A 20,320-nucleotide genomic window follows, 5' to 3' on the forward strand; every position below is an offset into this window, starting at 1 on the left:
GCGGCGGGCTCCCGCGCCAACACGGTTGGCGGTGTTGACGAGGAGAAATCACATGACTGACCAGGCCGACACTGCCAGTTGGCGCAAGACCGCGTGCATTCTGTGCGAGAACAACTGCGGCATCCAGATCCAGACCGACGGCCGCCGCTTCGCAAAGATCCGGGGCGACAAGGAGCATGTCGCCACCAGCGGCTACACCTGCAACAAGGCCCTGCGTCTGGACCACTACCAGAACGGTGTGGAACGCCTGACCACGCCTCTGCGCCGAGAGGCAGACGGCAGCTTCACCCCCATCGACTGGGACACCGCTGTGCGCGAGATCTCCACCCGGCTCACGTCGGTGCGCGACACTCACGGTGGCAAGTCGATCTTCTTCTACGGCGGCGGAGGCCAGGGCAATCACCTCGGCGGCGCCTACAGCGGCGCCCTGATGGGCGCCCTGGGCGCTCGCTACCGCTCCAACCCTCTGGCCCAGGAGAAGACCGGCGAAGGCTTCGTCGACGCTCATCTGACGGGCAGTCACACAGTCGGGGACTTCGAGAACGCCGAAGTCTCGGTCTTCATCGGGAAGAACCCCTGGCAGACCCACGGGGTTTCCCGGGCCCGCACCGTGCTCAAGGACATCGCCAAGGACCCCGCCCGCACCATGATCGTCGTTGACCCGGTGCGGACCGAGACCGCCGACCTGGCCGACATCCACTTGCAGCTGAGGCCTGGCACCGACGCCTGGTGCCTGTCCGGCATCCTCGGCGTCCTGGTCCAGGAGAACCTCGTCGACCACGCCTTCCTCGACACCCACACCACCGGGGCAGCAACCGTACTCGAGCAGCTGCAAGCCGTGGACGTCGCTCACTGCGCCGCCACGTGCGGACTGGACGAGGGACTCCTGCGCACGACGGCCCGCCGGATCGCAGCCGCCTCCAGTGTCTCGACATACGAGGACCTGGGCGTTCAGCAGGGCCCCAACAGCACCCTCGTCTCCTACCTCAACAAGCTGATCTGGCTGCTGACCGGCAACTTCGCCAAGCAGGGCGCAATGCAGCCGCACTCGTGGGTCGTACCGCTCGCCCGCTACAGCACCCGCCCGCGCCGCACCCCCGTCACCGGCGCGCGGATGCCCGGCGGGCTGGTGCCCTGCAACGTCATCGCCGAGGAGATCCTCAACGACCATCCCGACCGGTTCCGGGCGATGGTCATCGAGTCATCCAACCCGGCACACTCCCTTGCCGACTCCGCCGCCTTCGCCAAGGCCCTCGACAAGCTCGACCTGGTCGTGGTCATCGACATCGCACTGACCGAAACGGGCCGCCGGGCCGACTACGTACTGCCGGCCGCGTCCCAGTACGAGAAGTGGGAAGCGACCTTCTTCACCTTCGAGTTCCCGCACAACACCTTCCACCTGCGTGCCCCCGTTCTCGACCCGCTGCCCGGCACGCTGACCGAACCCGAGATCTACGCCCGCCTGGTCCGGGAACTCGGTGCCGTCCCTCGCAGTCGCCTCTCCCTGCTGCGCGCCGCCGCCCGCCTCGGCCGCACCCCGTACAAACTCGCTTTCGCCGCCCTGGCTGTCCTCGACAAGAGCACCATCAAGTTGGCCCCGTACCTGTTGTACGAAACCCTCGGCCCCACCCTGCCCAACGGTGCCCGCTCCGCCGCTGTGCTGTGGGCGCTCTGCCGGCGCATCGCCAAGGAGTACCCCAAGGCCATGCGCCGCGCCGGGCACGGCGACGCAGAAGCCCTGTTCGAAGCGATCCTCAAGGGCCGTTCCGGAGTCGTCTTCACCGAGGACGAGTACGCCGACGCCTGGGGCTACGTGCCTCATCCCGGCCACCGTATCCCGCTGCCCATCCCCGAACTGCTCGACCTGCACGCCGACTTGGACACCACTCCGGCCGTGCACACCACCGAGGAGTTCCCGATCGTCCTGGCCGCCGGCCAGCGGCGTGCGTTCACCGCGAACACCATCATCCGCGACACCACCTGGCGCCTGCGTGACAAGGGCGGCACGCTGCGCATCAGCCCGCACGACGCCGAGCGGCTCGGACTCGACAACGGGGCGCCCGCCCGGATCACCACCGAGCGCGGCACGGCAGACGCCACCGTCGAGATCGACGACCGCATGCAGGCCGGGCACGCCGCCCTGCCGAACGGTTTCGGTCTCGATCTGCCCACCGGCGACGGCGGGACCGAACGCACCGGCGTCGCCCTCAACACCCTCACCGACTTGCGCCGGCGCGACCCCATCGCCGGCGTCCCGTGGCACAAGCACGTGCCCGCCCGCATCGAGGCCCTCCCCGCCTGACCCTCCACCCACGACAGGCCGGCACGTCCGCGGACCCCGCTGCACGGGTCCGCGGACCCGCGGCACACCCGAGGAGGACGACCGTGCCCCACTTGAGCACCCCGGCTCACGCGCGGCCGCAGACCCGATCAAGCCGCTTGCCCTAGGCGAGACACAGTTCTCCGTCGAGGAGACTTTCCGGGCGGTCGGGGATGACGCCGCCGGCAGGATCGCGCTCTCGGTAGGAACGGTACGGAATCACGACGGTGGTCCCGCCAGGGCCCCGGTGGACAGCTTCCACAGGACACCGTTGACCACCTGACGGCGATCCCGCACCGGACGGCCCCTTCGCGGCGGAGCCGGCAACGGCTCGATCACCGCCCACGACTCATCAGTCAGCTCACGACGACGCACCGCGCACAGATCAACGCACCAACCTCTTGCGGACCCGACCCTGCCTCCCCCGGCACCGCCGGCGGAATACCGGACGGGCGGGCTCGGTTGTCGGCCTCGAAGGAGGCCCCGAGTGAACACCACGCAGGACACCACGTACTACGCCCACGGAACCCCGGCCGAGCGCTGGGAGCGCGCGCAGCTGTTCTTCGACGCCAAGGACTACGCCGCCGCCGCACGGGTCCTGGTCGGGCTGGTCGAGGAGGTGCCCGAGCAGACCGGGCCCCGGCTGCTCCTGGCGCGCTCCTACTACCACTCCGCCCAACTGCGCCGTGCTGAGGGCGAGTTGCGGACGATCATCGAGCGGGACCCCGTGGAGCACTACGCCCGGCTGATGCTCGGCCGCACCCTCCAGCGGCAGAACCGGCACGAGGAGGCGGAGTCGCACCTGCGGATCGCCTCGGCGCTGGCGGGTGACTTCGAGGAGCGCTGAACCGGGCCGTGAACGCGAAGGCGCCCGGCTCCCTGAGGAGCCGGGCATCCGTGTGCCGGGGGCCGCTACCCGGCCGGCGTACCGTACGACCGCCGCCCCCGCCGGTAGGCGATCTCCCCGAGCAGGATGTCGACGGCGAGGAACGCCGCCAGGGGGATGCCGAACAGGGGCAGGAAGTACCCGAGGACGGCGATGCCCGCGAGCAGCGGTACCAGGATCTGCGGCGGTACCTGCTGCCAGGCGCCGCGCGGGACGGGGCGGCCGAAGGCACCGCCGCGGCCGCGCTGCCACCACATGCGGTAGCCCCAGACGATCAGCAGGATCAGGGACAGCGCGAGCAGCATCAGGGCGATCTGGTTGGCCAGGCCGAAGAGGACGCCGGTGTGCAGGTCGATGCCCCAGCGGGTGAGCTTCGCGAGCACCGGGTAGTCGGCGAAGCGCGACACGTCGAGGACCTGCCCGTCGGCCGGGTCGACGGCGACGGCGTCCTGCTTGGTCGGCCAGCTGCGCTGCACCTGCTTCACGACGTACGCGGACTTCGCGTCGGCGGGCGGCACGATCTCCACCGGATCGCCCAGCCCTTCGGCGCGCGCCGCCGCCAGGACCTTGTCCAGGCCCACGCCGTGCGCGGCGTCGCCCGCCTGTCCGGCGGCGGAGTCATGGCCGGCGTGCTCTCCGCCGGACGCGGCCGACACCGACGGGGTGGCCTGGCCCAGCGAGGTCCGCAGCTCGTCGATGTTCGCCCCGGCGTAGGCCGACCAGGTCAGGCCGGTGGCCGAGAGGAAGAAGAACCCGGCCGCCGCCCACACGCCGACGCTGCCGTGCAGTCCGAGCGTGCGGCGCCGCCCCTTGGTGCCCCGTACCTTGCGCAGGGCGCGGCGCCGGGAGAACCACAGCACCAGGCCGCCCGCCGAGATGACGCCCAGCCAGCTGGCCGCCAGCTCGCTGTACAGCCGCCCCGTCTCCCCCAGGTGCAGGTCCCGGTGGAACTCGTCGATCCAGGTGCGCAACGGCAGGGCGCCGGTCGAGCCGTACTGTTCGAGGGAGCCTCGCACCTTCGCGGTGTACGGGTCGACGAACACGGCGAGGGTGTGGCCCTCCCCGACGCCCGGGACGCCCGACAGCATCACCCTGGTCGTCGCGTCGGCCTCCGGCGAGGGGCGTACGGCCGCGATCGTGCCCTCGGGGTGGGCCTTGCGGGCGGCGGCCACCTGCTCGCTGATCGGCAGCTTCCGCTCTCCGGCGGGGACGGTCGTCTCGTGGTCGTACACGAGCTTCTCGGCCTGGAAGGAACCGGCGTAGAGCAGACCGGTGACGGCGGCGACGAGAAGGAACGGCGCCACCAGCACCCCGGCGTAGAAGTGCAGGCGCAGGATCAGCGGGCGCAGGGGTGCCCAGTTGCTCTTCGACGGGGCCGGGGCGGCTGGTTGGGGGGCCTCGTCCGTGGTGGTCGAGGGAGCGGTGGTCATCGGCGGGCTTCTCCGGGTGGTGTCTTCTGGGCCGTTGCGTGTCGGCGGTGGCCGTCGCGGTGCAGTAGTCGGGACGGCGGGGCGTTCGGTTCCCGGAGAAGTCATGTGATGTGCGTCACGCGATGGTGGGGGGTGCCGTGCCATCCTGACGCGATGGGAACTCCGGACGATCGCGCACCCCTGGCCGAACGGGTCGGGCAACTCCTCGATGAGGGGCTTCCGTTGACCATCGTCGCGGCCGGTGACCCGGTGCTGCGGCGCGGCACCGAGCCGTTCGACGGCCAGCTGGAGCCCGCCCTGCTGGCCCGGTTCGTCGAGGCCCTGCGGATCACCATGCGCGCGGCGCCCGGAGTCGGCCTGGCGGCGCCTCAGGTGGGCGTGCCACTCAGGATCGCCGTCATCGAGGATCCGGCGCCGGTGCCGGAGGAGGTACGCCTCGCGCGTGGGCGGGTGCCGCAGCCGTTCCGTGTGCTGGTCAATCCCTCCTACGAGCCCGTCGGTGACGCGCGGGCCGCGTTCTTCGAGGGCTGCCTGAGCGTGCCGGGCTGGCAGGCGGTGGTGGCGCGGCCCGCCGAGGTACGGCTGACCGGACAGGACGAACACGGGCGTGCGCTGGACGAGGTGTTCTCGGGCTGGCCGGCCCGGATCGTGCAGCACGAGACGGACCACCTCGACGGTGTTCTGTATCTGGACCGCGCCGAGTCGCGTTCGCTGTCGTCCAACCGGGCGATGGCGGAGCGCTGGGCCCAGCCGACGCCCGAGGAGGCGGCGCGGGCGCTGGGCTTCGACCTGCCCTAGCGGGCAGATCCGGCCGAGCAGATCCGTCCGGCCGAGAATCGGAGGCGCCCGTCACTGCGCCTCCGCTGCCTTCGCCGTATGTCCACGCCCCGAATTTTGCCCGGAGGGGGCGCGGGTCACGCGTCCCGGTACGCCTCCAGCAGCCGCAGCCACACCTCGCTGATCGTCGGGTACGACGGAACGGCATGCCACAGGCGGCTGACCGGGACCTGGCCTGCGACCGCGACGGTCGCGGAGTGGATGAGTTCACCGACGCCGGGGCCGACGAAGGTGACGCCCCGCAGGATCTCGTCCTCGATGTCGACGACCATGCGGGCGCGCCCCTGGTAGCCGTCGGCGTACAGGCCTGCCCCGGAGACGGTGGACAGGTCCACGTCGACGGCCCTCACCCGGTGCCCCGCCTCTTCCGCCTCGGCCAGCGACAGGCCCACGGCCGCCGCCTCGGGGTCGGTGAAGACGACCTGCGGGACGGCCGTGTGGTCGGCGGTCGCGGCGTGGGCGCCCCAGGGCTCCGCCAGGAGGGTCTCCCCGGTGGCCCGCGCGGCGATGGCGGCTCCCGCGATGCGGGCCTGGTACTTGCCCTGGTGCGTGAGCAGGGCGCGGTGGTTCACGTCGCCGACCGCGTACAGCCAGTCGTGGCCGGTCACGCGGAGGCTGTCGTCGACGGGGAGCCAGGAGCCGGGGTCGAGGCCGATCGAGTCCAGGCCGATGTCGTCGGTGCGCGGGGCGCGGCCGGTGGCGAAGAGGATCTCGTCGGCCTCGATGCGCTCGCCCGTGCCGGTGACGGCCACGACCGTGCCGTTCTCCCGGGTCACCGACTCCACCGAGGTGCCCGTACGGACGTCCGCTCCGGCTTCCTTGAGCGCCTCGGCGATCAGTTCCCCGGCGAAGGGCTCCATCCTCGGCAGCAGGCCCTTGCCGCGGACCAGCAGGGTGACCTGCGAGCCGAGGGCCTGCCAGACGGTGGCCATCTCGGTGGCGACCACACCGCCGCCGATCACGATCAGCCGGCCGGGCACGGCCTTGGCGCTGGTGGCCTCCCGGCTCGTCCACGGCTTGACGGCGTCGAGCCCGGGGAGGCCGGGCAGGGCGGCGCGGCTGCCGGTGCAGACGGCGACGGCGTGCCGGGCGGTCAGGACGCGCTCGCCGCCGTCGGGGCCGGTGACCGTCACCGTACGGGGGCCGGTGAGGCGGCCGTGGCCGCGGTGGAGGTCGGCGCCGATGGAGTCGAGCCAGCCGACCTGGCCGTCGTCCTTCCAGTTCGAGGTGTAGTAGTCCCGGTGGGCGAGAACCGCGGACGCGTCGAGGGGGCCCTGCACCGACTGGCGCAGGCCCGGCACGCGGCGGGCGTCGGCGCGGGCGATGACCGGCCGCAGCAGGGCCTTGCTGGGCATGCACGCCCAGTAGGAGCACTCGCCGCCGACCAGTTCGCTCTCCACGACCGCGGTGGTCAGTCCGGCGGCGCGGGTGCGGTCGGCGACGTTCTCCCCCACGGGCCCGGCCCCGAGCACCACGACGTCGTACGCGTTGGTTTCCGTTTCCGTCATGGGGTCAGTCTGGTGGGTGGTGTGCGCCCTGGCCACATGGGTAGGGGCGCGGAATACGTGTCCGGTCGGCCGTGTTGTGCCGACGGCTTGACCCCACACCAGGAAGTAGGGATGTACGCCATGAGCAGCACCGTGGAGCTCACCAAGGAGAACTTCGACCAGACGGTCACGGACAACGAGTTCGTCCTGATCGACTTCTGGGCCGACTGGTGCGGGCCGTGCAAGCAGTTCGCCCCGGTGTACGAGAAGGCGGCCGGGGAGAACCCGGACCTGGTGTTCGGCAAGGTGGACACCGAGGCGCAGCCCGAGCTGGCCGCGGCCTTCGGTATCCAGTCCATCCCCACGCTGATGATCGTCCGTGACCAGGTCGCCGTGTTCGCCCAGCCGGGGGCCCTGCCCGAGGCCGCCCTGACGGACGTCATCGGGCAGGCCCGCAACCTCGACATGGACGAGGTGCGCAAGGCGATCGCCGAGCAGCAGGCCCAGGAAGGCCAGCAGGCGGGCTAGCCCCCTCCCGGAGCGGACGGCCCCTGGAAGGGTGCGCCCTTCAGTTGGGGGGCGCCTTTCAGAAGGGGTACGGAGCCACGTCTCCGCGTACCGTCGTCCAGCGCAGTTCGGTGAAGGCCTCCAGGTTGGCCTCACCGCCGAAGCGGGCGCCGGTGCCGGAGGCGGCGACTCCGCCGAAGGGCGCCACGGCCTCGTCGTTCACGGTCTGGTCGTTGATGTGCACGATGCCGGTCGGGATGCGCTCGGCGAGGTCCAGACCGCGGGCCGGGTCCCTGGTGACGATGCCCAGGGAGAGGCCGTAGGGGCTCTGCGCGGCCAGGGCCGCCGCCTCGTCGGCCGTGGTGAAGGAGCGGACGGGCGCGACGGGGCCGAAGACCTCCTCCGTGTACGCCGGGCTGCGGTCGTCGACGTGGGCGAGGACCGTCGGCCGGTAGAAGAGCCTGTCGTGGGTGCCGCCGGCGGCGACCTTCGCGCCCGCGCTCCTGCTGGCCTCGACCAGGCCGCTGATCTTGTCGAGCTGGCCCGAGTCGATGATCGGGCCCAGGTGGACCCGGTCCCGGTACGGGTCGCCGACGGCGAGCGAGTCCGCCTTGGCGGCCAGCCGCTGGACGTACTCGTCGTAGAGGGACGCGTGGACCAGATGGCGTCCGGTGGTCATGCAGATCTGGCCCTGGTGGAAGAACGAGCCCCAGGCGGCCGTGGAGATCACCGCGTCGAGGTCGGCGTCCTCCAGCACGATCATGGCGGAGTTGCCGCCCAGCTCCAGGTGAGCCCGCTTGAGGTGGCGTCCGGCGGCCTCGCCCACGGCCCGTCCGGCGGCGGTGGAGCCGGTGAAGGAGATGACCGGCACGCGCGGGTCCGTGACCAGGGCCTGTCCGGCGTCCGGTCCGCCGGGGAGCACGTGCAGCAGTTCCTCCGGCAGGCCGGCGGCGGCGAAGACCGCGGCGAGGGACAGCCCGCCGCAGACGGCCGTGCGCGGGTCCGGCTTCAGCAGGACCGCGTTGCCCAGCGCCAGGGCCGGTGCGACGGAGCGGATGGACAGGATCAGCGGGGCGTTGAAGGGCGAGATCACGCCCACCACACCGGCCGGGACGCGGCGCGTGTACGACAGGCGCGGCGCCTCGCTGGGCAGGACCTGGCCGGCCGGGCGGGAGGCGAGTGCGGCGGCCTCGTAGCACTCCTGGGCCGCCACGTGCAGCTCGAAGTCGGCCTTGCCGGGGACGGAACCCGATTCGCGGACGAGCCATTCCCGCAGTTCGTCGGCGTGCGCGGTGAACAGGTCACCCGCCTTGCGGAGCACCGCGGCCCGGGCGAAGTGCGGGGTGCGTGCCCACTCCCGCTGTGCGGTGGCGGCCCGCCCGGCGGCGGCGCCGACGTCCTGCGGGGTGGCCAGGGCCAGGGTGCCGAGGTCCTGGCCGGTGGCGGGCTCGGTGACGGTGTACCCGGGCCCGCTGAGGGGGCGGGGCTGCCAGCTCCTGGTGTCGAGCAACGGCATGACGGCTCTCCGATCGATCGGTCACCGGCGGAGGGGAGGGCGGAACTCCCCTGCGTGCGCGGCCGGTTGGGCGGTCACATGGCGGGACGGGCGAGCGGGCGCGGCGGGGTGCCGCGGACCGCACAGGAATGCGCCCCCGTTTTGTTGAGCATGCAACATCCTAGCCGTGCCGCGGCACGAAGGCCGGGTCCCGGCCAGTGTCAGCCGGGCCAGTGTCGGCCGGGCAGGTTCCGGGGCGTCAGCTCGATGCGCGGTGCAGCACCGTCGCCCCCAGCACCTTGTGCGTCTCGGGTTCGGTGGCGGGCCTGCGCACCGCGCGGTCGACCAGTTCGGCGAGTTCACGGCCGCAGGGCAACTCCAGACGGACCGTGCTCAGCCGGGGCCGCAGCAGCCGCCCGAGCATCAGATCGTCGGCGCCGACCACGGCCGTCTCCTCGGGGATACGGATGCCTTCGTCCAGAAGGGCCCGCATGAGCAGCATCGCGTATTCGTCGTTGTAGGTGAACACGGCGTCCAGGCCCAGGCTCCGCCAGCGGGCGGCGAGGCGCGCCGCGGCCTGTTCGTCGTAGGCGAGGGGCAGTTCGGTCACCGTGGCGTCCGTGCCGCGCACGGACTGGCGCACGCCGTCGAGGCGGGGTGCGGAGAACGTCTCCAGACCGGGCTCCTGCGGGACGACGACTCCGATCCGCCGCCGGCCGCGGTCGTAGAGGTGGGCGCCCGCGCTGTGGCCGACGACATCGTGGTCCATGAGGAGGGCGTGCGCGCCCTCGATGGTCTCGGGGCCGAGGGTGACCACGGCTCGCGCCCCTGAGCGCTTGAGCACCGCGACCCCGCGCGGACCGAGCCCGGAGCCCGGCACGAGCACGGCCACGGGCCGCAACTCGGCCCAGGCACGGGCGGCTTCGTCGCCGTGCGGGCCACCTGTGCCGTGCTGTACGACCGTGTAGTCCAGGGCGGCGAGCGCATTCTGGAGGTCGGTGAGGAACCGGCTGTAGAGCGGGCCGACGGGGAAGGTGGGCGCGGGGATCAGGACCATGCGGCTGTGCCCGGCGCGCAGGCTGCGGGCGGCCGCGTGCGGTACGTAACCGAGCTCCTTCGCCGCCGCGCGCACACGGCGGCGGGTGGGTTCGCTGATCCGTACGGCGGTGGTGTTGTTGAGGACGTAGGAGACGGTCGCGCGCGAGACGCCGGCCAGGCGGGCCACATCGGCGCTCGTGGGCACGGAGCGCGACGGTGCGGGGGACGGGGGCGCGGGCGTTTTCGGTATCTGCACCATGACGTACGGCATCTTGGCAGAAGCCCCAATGCGCGGTTCCGGCGGGGGAGTTGTGAGGAAGCCGTGAGCGGTCACGGGACTCCGGGAGCGGACCTCAGCGAGTGGGGGCCGCACCCGTCACCCGGTCGACCAAGTCGGTCCACGCGTCCTCCAGGCGGGCCATGGGCAGACCGCACTGCTTGGTCAGGTGATGCATCAGGGCCGGGTCGAGCTGGCCCATCAGCGTGTGGGAGAGCACCTCGCAGTCGGCGTCCGGGACCGCCTGCCGCAGCAGCATGACGACGTGGTGGCGCAGCACGCTGCGGGCCGGGTTGATGAAGCGGCGGGACGCGCACGGCTCGGCGGCGAGCTGGAGCTCCAGGTCCTCGGCCGACCGGCGCAGCATGGCGCAGCCGAACGCCCGCAGCCGCTCCACGGGCGGCGCACCGGGCCCGAGCGGCGGCGGGCCGCTGAGGAAGGATGCCTGGAACTTCTTCTCCGAATGGTCGAGCAGTGCCGTCAGGAGGCCGGTGCGGTCCCCGAACCTGCGGAAGACCGTGCCTTTGCCGACCTGGGCCTCGGCGGCCACCGCCTCCATCGTGACGGCATCCGCGCCACGCTCCGCGACCAGTCGCCCGGCGGCTTCCAGCAGCCGGGCGCGGTTGCGTGCGGCGTCGGCCCGCAGGCAGGGCTCATCGCCCTCCAGGGCGGTCCCCAGCTGCACCAGCTCGGGGTGGTCGACGGGCTCCTGGGGCGTCGGAAGGGGGTGCGGGGCGGCGGACATGAAGCCAGCGTAAAGCATCGGGAACAAAACTGGACCGCGGTCCGGTTAGGATGCTACAACTTTAAACGGACCCCGGTCCGGATCGTCAGCAGTGTTTCCGAGCAGTGCCTCAGATGTGGGAGTTCAGCATGTCCGTACGTATCCTCGCCCTCGTCGGCAGCCTCCGCGCCGGTTCGCACAACCGCCAGCTCGCCGAGGCGGCCGTCAAGCTCGCCCCCGAAGGTGCCGAGGTGAACCTGTACGAGGGTCTTGCCGAGATTCCCTTCTACAACGAGGACATCGACGTGGAGGGCAGCGTCCCGGCCGCCGCCGCGCGGCTGCGTGAGGCCGCGAACGCCGCGGACGGGCTGATCCTCTTCACTCCCGAGTACAACGGCACCATCCCGGCCGTCCTGAAGAACGCCATCGACTGGCTGTCCCGCCCCTACGGCGCCGGTGCCCTCAGCGACAAGCCGGTCGCCGTCGTCGGCACCGCGTTCGGCCAGTACGGCGGTGTCTGGGCCCACGACGAGACCCGCAAGTCCCTGGGCGTGGCCGGCGGCAAGGTCCTGGAGGACGTCAAGCTGTCCATCCCCGGCTCGGTGACCCGCTTCGCCGAGACCCATCCGGCCGACGACGCCGAGGTCGCCCAGCAGCTGACCGAGGTCATCGCCCGGCTGCACGGCGACCTCTCGGAGGCCGCCGCGGCCTGACCACCCGCACCACGTGCCCTCGGAGGGGCCGCGGCCGGCAACGGCCCCGGCCCCTCCGGCATGCCGGGGGGCAGGACCGCCGCGCAGTCGCCCGGGCCGTTCAGGCGACCGTCGTGGGCGCCAGCGCCCGCAGTTCCGCCAGTGCCGCCGCCACCGCGGGCCGGGCGTGTCCGCCGCCCCGGGTGCAGGTCAGGAGCTTGCGGTGGGGGTTGCCGGTGCAGCGCACCCGGGCGATCGGCAGGTGCGGGGTCAGATGGGCCAGGCGCGGGATGAGGGCGACGCCGAGCCGGTGGGCCACGAGGTGGGCGCTGACGTTCCAGTCGAGGGCGTGGTGGACGACCTCGGGGGTGAACCCGGCCGCGCCGCAGGCGGAGAGGACGTGCGGGCGGCAGGGGCTGTCCTCCACGGGCGCGATCCACGCCTCCCGCGCCGCCTCGGCGAGATCGACCCGGGCCCGCCCCGCCAGCCGGTGCCCCTCGGGTACGACCAGGTCGAACGGGTCGTCGAGCAGCGGCTGCTGGTCGAACCGCGCGTCGCTCTGCGGCGGGTTGTGCGGAGTCGCCTCGACGACGGCCAGGTCGGTGGCGCCCTCGAAGAGCAGGTCGAAACTCTCCGGGACACCCGCCTCGGTGATCCGGACGGACAGCCGCGGATGCCGCTTTCCCAGCCGGGCCGCCATCGGCGCCAGCAGCACCGAGACGGCCACCGGGAAGCCGGTCACCCGCAGCACCCCGGAGGGCGCCCCGTGGTCGGCCCTCAGATCCAGTTCCGCCTGGTCCCAGCGGGCCTGGATGGCGTCGGCGTGCGCGAGCAGGCTCTCGGCGGCCGACGTGAGCCGCACCCCGCGCCCCTGCGGTTCCAGCAGGTCCACGCCCAGGTCACGGGCGAGCTGCCGGATCTGCTGGGAGGCGGCGGACGGGGTGAAGTGCAGGGCGTGGGCGGCCGCGGTGACCGTGCCGTAGTGGGCGACCGCCCTCAGGACGTGCAGTCGGCGCAGGTCAATCATGAAGCCCAGGCTTCACAGTGCTGTCTGCAAAGTCAACCTGGACGTGTACGGACTCCTGGACGCACCCTGGCTGTGTCGCGACGTTCGACCAGCCACGACGTACGAGGAGTCAGCCATGCCCAGCACCGACACCACCGCCTGCCCGCACTGCGGCCGGCCGGACCGGGGCGAGCCGTTCCGGGTGCTCTCCCGGCACACGACCGCGACAGGTCACACGGAGTGGACGCGCTGCGGATGCGGCTCGCTTCAGGTCCGGGTCGCCGACGGCTGCGGTACGCGCGTCGTCTCGCGCAGCGGGCCGGCCGCACGGGCGGGTGCCGCGAGCCACTGATCACCGCGCCGGGACGTCCCGAAGCCGCCTCGCACCGCGACACCGGTCATGACTGCCCCTGACCGGTCATGACCAGTCAGGGGCAGTCGTACACGAAGCCGGTGGTGGCCGTGCGCGCCGTCCCGGAGAGGATGCGCAGTTCGGCCCGTGCCGTGCGGTGCCCCGGGCCCTCGAAGGTCCAGCGCAGGTGGAGGCGAGCCTGCCGCTGGCCCCGGACCAGCTCTTCCTCCAGCACGCCCGACGCGGTGCCGTCGCTGCGGATCCAGCGGTAGGACAGCGTGCCCGGGCGGCCGTTCGTGGTGACGAGGCCGACGAGGTCGGCGGTGCCGTCACAGCCCAGGGCCGCCGGCCGGGCCGTGACCGTCACCGCGTTCACTCTCAAGGGCGGGCCGAGGCGCTGCCAGGCGAGGAACGCGAGGACGCAGACCAGGACCAGCGCGGGCAGGGCGTGCCTGCGCAGCCGTCCGCCCCGGGGCGTGGGAGGCGGCGGTACGGCGGGAAGCGTCAGGTGGGTGCGCTGCCGAGCGGCGGCGGTCACGCCCGGGCCGAAGCGCAGCACGCTGCCCTCGACCCGGTCGGGGGGCGCCGGCCACGCCGGTCCCCGCTCCGGGGCCGGCTGCCCGGTGGGGGTCTCGTCCGGTCCGGGTCGCTGGATCCAGTGGCTCGCGAGCACGGTGGCGCTGTATTCGGCGTCGTCCGGGGCGGGCCGCTCACTCGGGGTGGAGGCTGCGGCGGGGTCGTCGACGGGTCTGAGAACCCGAGTCCGCTCACCGGCGGGGTCCGTGACCCGAGTCTGCTCACCGGTCGGGTCCGTCACGCGAGTCCGCTCACCGGTGGGGGCCTTGAGCCGAGTCCGCTCGCCGGTGGGGTCCAGCACCTCGGTCCGTTCCCCGGTGGGATCCAGCACCTCCGTCCGCTGCCCGGTGGGATCCAGCATTTCCGTCCGCTCCCCGGTGGGATCCAGCACCTCCGTCCGCTCCCCGGTGGGATCCAGCACCTCCGTCCGCTCGTCGGCCGGCGCGGGGGTGCGGTCGCCGTCGTGTGCGGTCATCGGAGGTCGCACCGCCTGGTCAGCAGCTCCTGCGAGGCGCCGCCGTCGGCTGCGGCGGGGGTGGTGGTGGCCTGCACCGTCCAGTAGCAGCCGAGGGTCTGGAAGGTGTGGTCGACGGTGAGCGTGTACTGGGTGGCGCCGCTGCGCTCGAAGGTCTGGGACGCGCCGTCCGGGGTGCCCGGCTGCCCTGCCGCGTTCCCCGTGAACCAGGAAACGGTGATGGAGACCGGGCCGGTGCCGTCCGTGGTGACGCCGAGGGTCGCCGTGGCGGTCGTGGGGCCCGTCTGCCGGAAGGCCGACACGGCGACGTCCTTGACGGCGGGGCCGGCGGGCGGGGCCTCGGTGGTCGTCGTCGGCGTCGCGGTGGCCGTCGCGCCGGGCGTGGCCGTCTCCTCGCCGTCGGGCGGGGTGGCCGAGGCCGGGGGCGCACCGGTTCCGGTGAGCGCCGGGCCCGGGGCCGAGGGGCTGGGCGACGGCGACGCGCCGTCCGACGCGCTGGGAGCGCCGGACGGGGACGGGGAGGAACCGGTCGGGGAGACGGACGCGGAGGCGGCCGGCCCCGCGCCGGACCCGGCGCCGGTGGTGGCCAGGGCCTGCGCCGTCCGCTGCGCCGCGGTCCCCGGGTCGTACGGCAGTCCGTACGTCAGGAGGGCTCCGAGGAGTACGGCGGCGGCGGACACGATCAGGCCGGGGCGGCCGGGCAGCCACGGGTGCGCCCGGCCGGGGCCCGGCGTCCGGCTCAGCACCGTCCGGGCGGTGTCCGTGGTGCTCCGGGGGGCGGTGCGGGCCGAAGGCAGGAGCAGCGGCAGCAAGGCCACCAGCGCGGCGAGCCGGCCCCGGCCGCGCTCCTCCCAGTCGGGGCCGTAGGCGGTGCCGGCGACCGCCTCCAGTTCGGTGACGAACGCCTCGGCCTGTACGGGCCGCTGCGCCGGGTCCTTGGCCAGACCGCGCCGCACCAGTTCCCGCACCGCCTGCGGGGCCTCTTCGGCGGGGACGGGCGCGTCGATGTGCCGCAGGGCGAGCTCCGCGAGGTTGTCGCCCGCGTACGGCTTGTGGCCCGTCAGGCACTCGAAGAAGGTGGCCGTGGCCGCGTACACGTCGGCGGCCGGGGAAGCGGGTGCGCCGGTCCACTGCTCGGGGGCCATGTAGGAGGGGGTGCCCGCCACGCCCGCGCTGGTGCCCGCGTCGACCGCGATGCCGAAGTCGACCAGCTTGGAGGATCCGTCCGGCGTGACCAGGACGTTCTCCGGCTTGTAGTCGCGGTGGACGACGCCGACGCGGTGTGCGTCGGCCAGACCGAGCAGCGATCCCTTGAGGACGACGAGCGCGGCCTCGGGAGCGAGCGGGCCTTCCCTCCTGAGCAGCGTGCGCAGCGGGACGCCGTCGACCAGCTCCATCACGATGGCGGCGCCGTCCGGGCTCTCGACGTACTCGTACAGCCCGGCGACATGGGGACTCCCCAGCCCGCCGAGCAGGCGCGCCTCCGCCCGGAAGTCGTACACGAAACCCGGCCGGGTGCGCAGCGACTCGCTGAGGTACTTCACGGCCACCGGCACGCCCGTCTCCTCGTGCACGGCGAGGACCACCCGCCCGCTCGCCCCCGACCCGAGCTCCACCGACTCGGTGTAGCCGGGCACCGCCCATGCGTTCATGTCCCGTCCCCCCAAAGCGACCGCTCCCCAGCGGCCGGTCACGCACCCGGAGACACATCTTTCGGCCACTGCGGTTGCATGGCCAGAAGCAGACGCGAGGCGTGCCCGGACCGTGACAGAGACCGCGCTAGGGGGTCCCGGGTTCGAGCACCGGGGTCACGGCGGCCGCCTCTCCCCCGGCGGGCGTCTTCGTCCCGGCGTACCGAGCAGCAGCAGCGTCACGTCGTCGTCGGAGACGTCCGTGTCCGCGATGAGCGTCCTGATCAGACGGTCCGCTGCCTGATCGAGGGTGCGGGGGTCGTCGGCGGGGACGCCCTTCAGGACGACGTCGACGGCGTGGGTCAGTACGTCGACCTGGACGTCGATGTCGCTGCCGGGCCTCTCGACGAGCCCGTCCGTGTAGAGGACCAGGGCACTGCCCGGCGGCAGCGGCCGGGTCGCCTCCTCGAACGGCACACCGCGCCCCGCGTCGTTGACCCCCAGCGGCACACCGACCGGTGTCACGAGCCGGCCCGCCGGCCCGCCCGGCGGGAGGACGATGACGGGCAGGTGCCCCGCCGAGCACAGGGTGACCTCGTCCCTGCCCTGGTCCAGGACCAGGTAGACGCAAGTGACCAGCTGGTCGGCCAGGTCGCCGACGAACGTGTCGAGGGCGCTCATCAGCCTGCTGGGCGTGGCACCCGTGCGGGCCAGGGCGTGGGAGGCGGCGCGCAGCTGCCCCATGACGGCCGCGGCCTCCAGGCCCCGGCCCATCACGTCGCCGATGAGAACGCCGGTGCGAAGATCGTCGAGCGGGATGACGTCGAACCAGTCGCCTCCGACTCCGGGATCCTGGACGGACGCCAGGTACCGGTAGGCGCACGGCAGGTGGGCCAGGCGGGGCGGCTCCCCCATGAGGCTGTGCTGCAAGGTGTAGGCGATCCGCCGCTGCTGCTCGTAGCGCTCGGCGCGGTCGGCCTCCAGCCGTCTGCGCTCGCTGATGTCCCGGACGGTCAGGACCACGAGGGTCTCATCCTCGGACCGCAGACTGCTGACACTCACCTCGACGGGGAACTCGGAGCCGTCGCCGCGCAGCCCGTACAGGCCCCTGTCCAAGACCTTCGGCTTCGGATCACGCAGGCGGAGGTACGCGCCGAGGAGGGCGCCGTGCCACCGGCGCCGGGAGGCCGGCACCAGGCCGACCACACCGGTACCGACGAGGTCGCCCGGCGCGCGTCCGAACAAGCGTCTCACCTGGGGGTTGGCCATCACGACGGTGCCTTCGCCGTCCGTGATCAGGGTGGCGTCGGGAGCGGAATCCAGCAGCGCCATGAACCGCCGGTGCGACCGTTGCACCTCGCGCTGTGCCGCGACCCGTTCGGTGATGTCGGTGACCACGCCGCACACGGCATAGGGCGTACCGGACGCGTCCTTGAGCGGGAACAGGGTGGAAAGGAACTCCCGCGGGCCTCCCGGCAGGGTGAGCAGTTCTTCCCGCTGCACGGGCTCGCCCTCCGCCAGCATCGCGAGGTCTGCTGCCCGCGCCTGCCGCGCGAGGCCGGACGGCATGACGTCCTGGTCCCGGCGGCCCAGGACCTGCTCCCGGGACAGGTTCAGGCTCTGCTCGAACGTCGTGTTGACGGCCAGGAAACGGCCGTGCAGGTCCTTGATGAACACCACCGCCGGCGTGTGGTCCATGAAGGCCTGCAACAGCTCGTTCTGGCGCACCTGCCACTCCAGCCGGGCGTGTGCCACCTCGACACGACGGCCCACGGCCAGGGTCGCGAAGATCACCGACGCGAAGACCGCCACGTGAGCGCCGACGAGCAGCGCGGTGCCCAGCCGCTCCCCGAAGACCCTCGCGTCCTCACCCGCCAGAACAGCCCATCCCAGCAGCGGCGGCACGATCAGGACGGTGACGAACAGCCATCGTCCCAGCGCGCCGGTCGTCCCCGCGTTCAGCAGCAACGCGGCGAGGCCCTCGCGCGGACGGGCCAGGAAGAGGGCCGTGCCCAGCAGCAGCAAGGCCACCGCTGTGGCCGGGGCGATACCGATGTAGGCGCCGAACCGCTCCAGCTCGGGCACCCGGTAGACGGCCCCGTACAGCCGCAGCACGCCGAGCGCTCCGACCGCCAGGCCAAGGATCTGACTCACCCGGGCGGGTATCCGGGACGCACCGGTGCACAGGGAGGCCACCCCTGCGAGCAGCAGCGCCACGGCCGTGTTGGGCGCCATCCGCCCCGGCGGCCGCCCTCTCGCCCCGGCCGCCGAATCCCTGAAGAGCAGCTCGTCGATCCCCAGGTTCGCCCCGAAGGCGTACTCCACCAGGGTGAGCGCGCCGAGTGCGGCGGCCAGGAGCGCCGCCCCACGGCCCGTCGAGAGCATCCACGGCCGGACCGGCGCGCGGGTGATCACGGACAGGGAGAGACCGAGCGCGACGAGGCCCACGGCGGTGTTGGCCTTCATGGTCACCAGGGCGTCGGCCGGCACGCCGGTCAGCGCGTCGGCTCCGGCGATCCATCGGGCGAGGCCCGCCAGGCCCACCACGCCCGCGGCCAGGGCGGCGGTTCTGGCCGCCGCCCGCGCGGCGCGGAGAACGGGTGGATGGAACGGCAGGTTCTCGACCTGCTCCGGGCGATGCATGCCGGACAGCCCCGGGGTCCGCCGCTCCCTCGTCACCGCATTCTCATCCCTGCCGGATGACTACCAACCTGCATCAATCAGCCTAAGTAATAGGAAAGCGTATATCCGGGGCGGGCACCGGGCCCCGCCGGGCACCGGGCCCCCGCCGGGCGGCGGCGCCTGCGCACGGGGAAGGCGGCGGAGAAGGCGGCGGGTCCTGCCGAGCGGGTCCGTCGAGCCGTTACGCTGACCGCCGCACTCGCGCCGGACGTGCGCCCTTACCGCCGTGCCCACCCCGGTGCCCTCCGCCCGGCCCCGCGGCGCCACCCGCCGAACGGCGGGCAGGTTCCGCCGCACGGCGGCGCCCGCTGCCGGGGCCACCGGACCGACCATGGCTGCCCGAGCCGCCGCGACCTCGCGTGAGGAGACGCCATGACGCACGTACCGCCCCCGTTCGACCCCGAACTCGCCGCCGCCCTGGAGCTGATCAAGGACATGATCAACCCGGGACTGACCCTCGACGAGATCGCCGAGGTGCGCCAGGGGCCGGGCATCCGGATGCTGGCCGATCTGGATCTGACCATGGGCGGGGCGTTCGAGGTCGAGGACCGGCAGGTGCCGGGGCCGCGGGGCGAGCCGGACATCTCGCTGCTGATCTGCCGCCCGGCCGCGGCGGGGTCCGCCGGGCCGCGTCCCGTGATCTACCACGTGCACGGCGGCGGCATGGTCATCGGCACCAACCGGGTCGGGGTGGACGTACCGCTGGCGTGGGCACAGGCGCTGGACGCCGTCGTGGTGTCCGTGGAGTACCGGCTGGCGCCGGAGCACCCGCACCCCGCGCCGGTCGAGGACGTGTACGCCGGGCTGCTGTGGACGGCGGATCACGCCGCCGAGATCGGCGCCGACCCCGAGCTGATCGTCATCGCGGGTGCCAGCGCCGGCGGCGGGCTGTGCGCGGCCCTGGCGCTGCTCGCCCGGGACCGCAAGGGGCCGCAGCCGATCGGGCAGGTGCTGATGTGCCCGATGCTCGACGACCGCAACGACACGCCCTCCACGTACCAGATGGCGGGCCTCGGAGTGTGGGACCGCACCGCGAACGAGACCGGCTGGACCGCGCTGCTGGGCTCGCGCCGCGGCGGCCCCGACGTACCGGCGTACGCGGCTCCGGCCCGCGCCGAGGATCTGACGGGGCTGCCTCCGGCCTTCCTCGACGTCGGCTCGGCGGAGACCTTCCGGGACGAGGTGGTCGCCTACGCGTCGCGGATCTGGCAGGCCGGCGGAGTGGCTGAACTGCACGTGTGGCCGGGCGGCTTCCACGGTTTCGACGGGTTCGCGCCTCAGGCTGCGGTGTCACAGGCGGCCCGCGGGGCGCAGGTGGCCTGGCTGCGGAGGTTGCTGGGGGTGTGAGGGCCGGGGACGGCGCGCTCGGGTGCGGCCGTCGGACGCCGACGGCCGCAAGAGGGGCCGCATACCGCACTATGGGCCTATGAAAGAGCTGGCCGGGCGGCTGACCGCCCTGGATCCGGATGCCGGTGCGGCGGTCCGGGTCATCGCCTACTTCGACCGCCTCGCCGAGTCCAGGGCCGGGGTGGAGGCGCTCGTGCGCGGTGCCGCGGTCCTGGCCGGCTGCCCGGCCCGGCTGGTGGACCCCGAGCGGCGCGTACACGTCCGGGTGGAGGCCGACGGCACTCGGCGAGACACCGACGCGCCGCCGGACCCGGCCTGGCCGTCGGCGGCATTGAGCCCGGGCGGCGCGGCGGTGCTGTGGCTGGAGCGGGGACCGGACGGAGCGGAATCCGGCGGCCTCGCGGCGACGGAGCAGGAGCCGCGCCGGGGCGCTGCCGCGCCGGTCGCCCCCAGCGTCGTCGACGCCGTGATCCTCGAACGGGCCGCAGGAGCCGTCCGGCTGGTTCTCGACCGCACCCGTGGGCGGGCTCCGGCCGACGACCCGGCCCTGGTCGAGAC

General features: G+C 73.1%; 16 protein-coding genes and 3 pseudogenes. 9 read left to right on the plus strand and 10 right to left on the minus strand.

Going from position 1 to position 20,320, the window contains the following annotated elements; all coding sequences use genetic code 11:
- Positions 1-52 precede the first annotated feature (52 nt).
- Together AB0E85_RS19710 and AB0E85_RS19715 are read left to right on the plus strand one after the other, a co-directional pair.
- Entirely contained in the window at positions 53-2,302 is a 2,250-nt protein-coding gene (locus AB0E85_RS19710; protein WP_361928619.1) for a molybdopterin-dependent oxidoreductase, read from the plus strand.
- 127 nt (positions 2,303-2,429) lie between these two features.
- A pseudogene (locus AB0E85_RS19715) lies at positions 2,430-2,552 on the plus strand (molybdenum cofactor biosynthesis protein MoaE); the annotation flags it as partial.
- Positions 2,553-2,560: 8 nt separating this feature from the next.
- Here AB0E85_RS19715 and AB0E85_RS19720 read toward each other — a convergent pair.
- A pseudogene (locus tag AB0E85_RS19720) lies at positions 2,561-2,695 on the minus strand (transposase); the annotation flags it as partial.
- 112 nt (positions 2,696-2,807) lie between these two features.
- Between AB0E85_RS19720 and AB0E85_RS19725 the strand changes: the two are divergent.
- Positions 2,808-3,167 carry a tetratricopeptide repeat protein gene (locus AB0E85_RS19725; protein ID WP_361928622.1) on the plus strand — a complete coding sequence of 120 codons (360 nt, stop codon included), beginning with the start codon at positions 2,808-2,810 and terminating at the stop codon, positions 3,165-3,167.
- 65 nt (positions 3,168-3,232) lie between these two features.
- Here AB0E85_RS19725 and AB0E85_RS19730 read toward each other — a convergent pair whose 3' ends face one another.
- Positions 3,233-4,636, minus strand: a complete 1,404-nt coding sequence (locus tag AB0E85_RS19730; RefSeq protein WP_361928624.1) for a PepSY domain-containing protein — start codon at positions 4,634-4,636, stop codon at positions 3,233-3,235.
- A 153-nt stretch (positions 4,637-4,789) separates the two neighbouring features.
- On the opposite strand from AB0E85_RS19730, the gene AB0E85_RS19735 reads away from it, so the two are divergent.
- Positions 4,790-5,434: a peptide deformylase gene (locus AB0E85_RS19735; RefSeq protein ID WP_361928626.1), complete on the plus strand. Its 645-nt coding sequence runs from the start codon at positions 4,790-4,792 to the stop codon at positions 5,432-5,434.
- A gap of 116 nt (positions 5,435-5,550) precedes the next feature.
- On the opposite strand, the gene AB0E85_RS19740 is transcribed toward AB0E85_RS19735, so the two are convergent.
- Positions 5,551-6,981 (minus strand): NAD(P)/FAD-dependent oxidoreductase, encoded by a 1,431-nt coding sequence (locus AB0E85_RS19740; protein ID WP_361928628.1) that lies wholly within the window; start codon positions 6,979-6,981, stop codon positions 5,551-5,553.
- 120 nt (positions 6,982-7,101) lie between these two features.
- Here AB0E85_RS19740 and trxA point away from each other — a divergent pair, with 120 nt between their 5' ends.
- On the plus strand, positions 7,102-7,488 hold the full coding sequence (gene trxA / locus AB0E85_RS19745) for a thioredoxin (protein ID WP_033308037.1): 387 nt from the start codon (positions 7,102-7,104) through the stop codon (positions 7,486-7,488).
- 58 nt (positions 7,489-7,546) lie between these two features.
- Here trxA and AB0E85_RS19750 read toward each other — a convergent pair whose 3' ends face one another.
- From AB0E85_RS19750 to AB0E85_RS19760, 3 genes are all read right to left on the minus strand, one after another.
- Positions 7,547-8,983, minus strand: coding sequence for a benzaldehyde dehydrogenase (locus tag AB0E85_RS19750; RefSeq protein ID WP_361928631.1), 1,437 nt, complete (start codon positions 8,981-8,983; stop codon positions 7,547-7,549).
- 238 nt (positions 8,984-9,221) lie between these two features.
- Positions 9,222-10,259: a LacI family DNA-binding transcriptional regulator gene (locus tag AB0E85_RS19755; protein WP_361928634.1), complete on the minus strand. Its 1,038-nt coding sequence runs from the start codon at positions 10,257-10,259 to the stop codon at positions 9,222-9,224.
- A gap of 94 nt (positions 10,260-10,353) precedes the next feature.
- The gene (locus tag AB0E85_RS19760; protein WP_361928637.1) at positions 10,354-11,022 is read right to left on the minus strand and encodes a helix-turn-helix domain-containing protein; all 669 of its coding nucleotides are present in this window, start codon (positions 11,020-11,022) and stop codon (positions 10,354-10,356) included.
- A gap of 128 nt (positions 11,023-11,150) precedes the next feature.
- Between AB0E85_RS19760 and AB0E85_RS19765 the strand changes: the two genes are divergently transcribed.
- Entirely contained in the window at positions 11,151-11,714 is a 564-nt protein-coding gene (locus AB0E85_RS19765; protein WP_361928639.1) for an NAD(P)H-dependent oxidoreductase, read from the plus strand.
- A 100-nt stretch (positions 11,715-11,814) separates the two neighbouring features.
- Here the strand turns inward: AB0E85_RS19765 and AB0E85_RS19770 are convergent, their stop codons facing one another.
- On the minus strand, positions 11,815-12,720 hold the full coding sequence (locus AB0E85_RS19770; protein WP_361928642.1) for a LysR family transcriptional regulator: 906 nt from the start codon (positions 12,718-12,720) through the stop codon (positions 11,815-11,817).
- Between the two features lie 115 nt (positions 12,721-12,835).
- Between AB0E85_RS19770 and AB0E85_RS19775 the strand changes: the two genes are divergently transcribed.
- Complete coding sequence (locus tag AB0E85_RS19775) at positions 12,836-13,051, plus strand: hypothetical protein (RefSeq protein WP_361928645.1); 216 nt, start codon at positions 12,836-12,838, stop codon at positions 13,049-13,051.
- Positions 13,052-13,127: 76 nt separating this feature from the next.
- Here the strand turns inward: AB0E85_RS19775 and AB0E85_RS19780 are convergent, their stop codons facing one another.
- The 3 genes from AB0E85_RS19780 to AB0E85_RS19790 form a co-directional block, all read right to left on the minus strand.
- A complete protein-coding gene (locus tag AB0E85_RS19780; RefSeq protein WP_361928648.1) occupies positions 13,128-14,102 on the minus strand; it encodes a hypothetical protein in 975 nt (324 codons plus the stop codon).
- Positions 14,099-15,754, minus strand: a complete 1,656-nt coding sequence (locus AB0E85_RS19785) for a serine/threonine-protein kinase (RefSeq protein WP_361928651.1) — start codon at positions 15,752-15,754, stop codon at positions 14,099-14,101. The genes AB0E85_RS19780 and AB0E85_RS19785 overlap by 4 nt, the downstream gene beginning before the upstream one ends.
- A gap of 156 nt (positions 15,755-15,910) precedes the next feature.
- On the minus strand, positions 15,911-18,412 hold the full coding sequence (locus AB0E85_RS19790) for a SpoIIE family protein phosphatase (RefSeq protein WP_361928654.1): 2,502 nt from the start codon (positions 18,410-18,412) through the stop codon (positions 15,911-15,913).
- Positions 18,413-18,787: 375 nt separating this feature from the next.
- On the opposite strand from AB0E85_RS19790, the gene AB0E85_RS19795 reads away from it, so the two are divergent.
- Complete coding sequence (locus tag AB0E85_RS19795; RefSeq protein ID WP_361928657.1) at positions 18,788-19,762, plus strand: alpha/beta hydrolase; 975 nt, start codon at positions 18,788-18,790, stop codon at positions 19,760-19,762.
- 79 nt (positions 19,763-19,841) lie between these two features.
- Positions 19,842-20,320: pseudogene (locus AB0E85_RS19800) on the plus strand (hypothetical protein); the annotation flags it as partial.

The organism is Streptomyces sp. NPDC029044 (assembly GCF_040637495.1).
GTDB lineage: Bacteria > Actinomycetota > Actinomycetes > Streptomycetales > Streptomycetaceae > Streptomyces.

Coding starts and splice junctions, on each gene's coding strand:
- AB0E85_RS19710 (WP_361928619.1), top strand. CDS start 53: ATGACTGACCAGGCCGACACTGCCAGTTGGCGCAAGACCGCGTGCATT.
- AB0E85_RS19730 (WP_361928624.1), bottom strand. CDS start 4,636: ATGACCACCGCTCCCTCGACCACCACGGACGAGGCCCCCCAACCAGCC.
- AB0E85_RS19735 (WP_361928626.1), top strand. CDS start 4,790: ATGGGAACTCCGGACGATCGCGCACCCCTGGCCGAACGGGTCGGGCAA.
- AB0E85_RS19740 (WP_361928628.1), bottom strand. CDS start 6,981: ATGACGGAAACGGAAACCAACGCGTACGACGTCGTGGTGCTCGGGGCC.
- trxA (WP_033308037.1), top strand. CDS start 7,102: ATGAGCAGCACCGTGGAGCTCACCAAGGAGAACTTCGACCAGACGGTC.
- AB0E85_RS19750 (WP_361928631.1), bottom strand. CDS start 8,983: ATGCCGTTGCTCGACACCAGGAGCTGGCAGCCCCGCCCCCTCAGCGGG.
- AB0E85_RS19755 (WP_361928634.1), bottom strand. CDS start 10,259: ATGGTGCAGATACCGAAAACGCCCGCGCCCCCGTCCCCCGCACCGTCG.
- AB0E85_RS19760 (WP_361928637.1), bottom strand. CDS start 11,022: ATGTCCGCCGCCCCGCACCCCCTTCCGACGCCCCAGGAGCCCGTCGAC.
- AB0E85_RS19765 (WP_361928639.1), top strand. CDS start 11,151: ATGTCCGTACGTATCCTCGCCCTCGTCGGCAGCCTCCGCGCCGGTTCG.
- AB0E85_RS19770 (WP_361928642.1), bottom strand. CDS start 12,720: ATGATTGACCTGCGCCGACTGCACGTCCTGAGGGCGGTCGCCCACTAC.
- AB0E85_RS19775 (WP_361928645.1), top strand. CDS start 12,836: ATGCCCAGCACCGACACCACCGCCTGCCCGCACTGCGGCCGGCCGGAC.
- AB0E85_RS19780 (WP_361928648.1), bottom strand. CDS start 14,102: ATGACCGCACACGACGGCGACCGCACCCCCGCGCCGGCCGACGAGCGG.
- AB0E85_RS19785 (WP_361928651.1), bottom strand. CDS start 15,754: ATGAACGCATGGGCGGTGCCCGGCTACACCGAGTCGGTGGAGCTCGGG.
- AB0E85_RS19795 (WP_361928657.1), top strand. CDS start 18,788: ATGACGCACGTACCGCCCCCGTTCGACCCCGAACTCGCCGCCGCCCTG.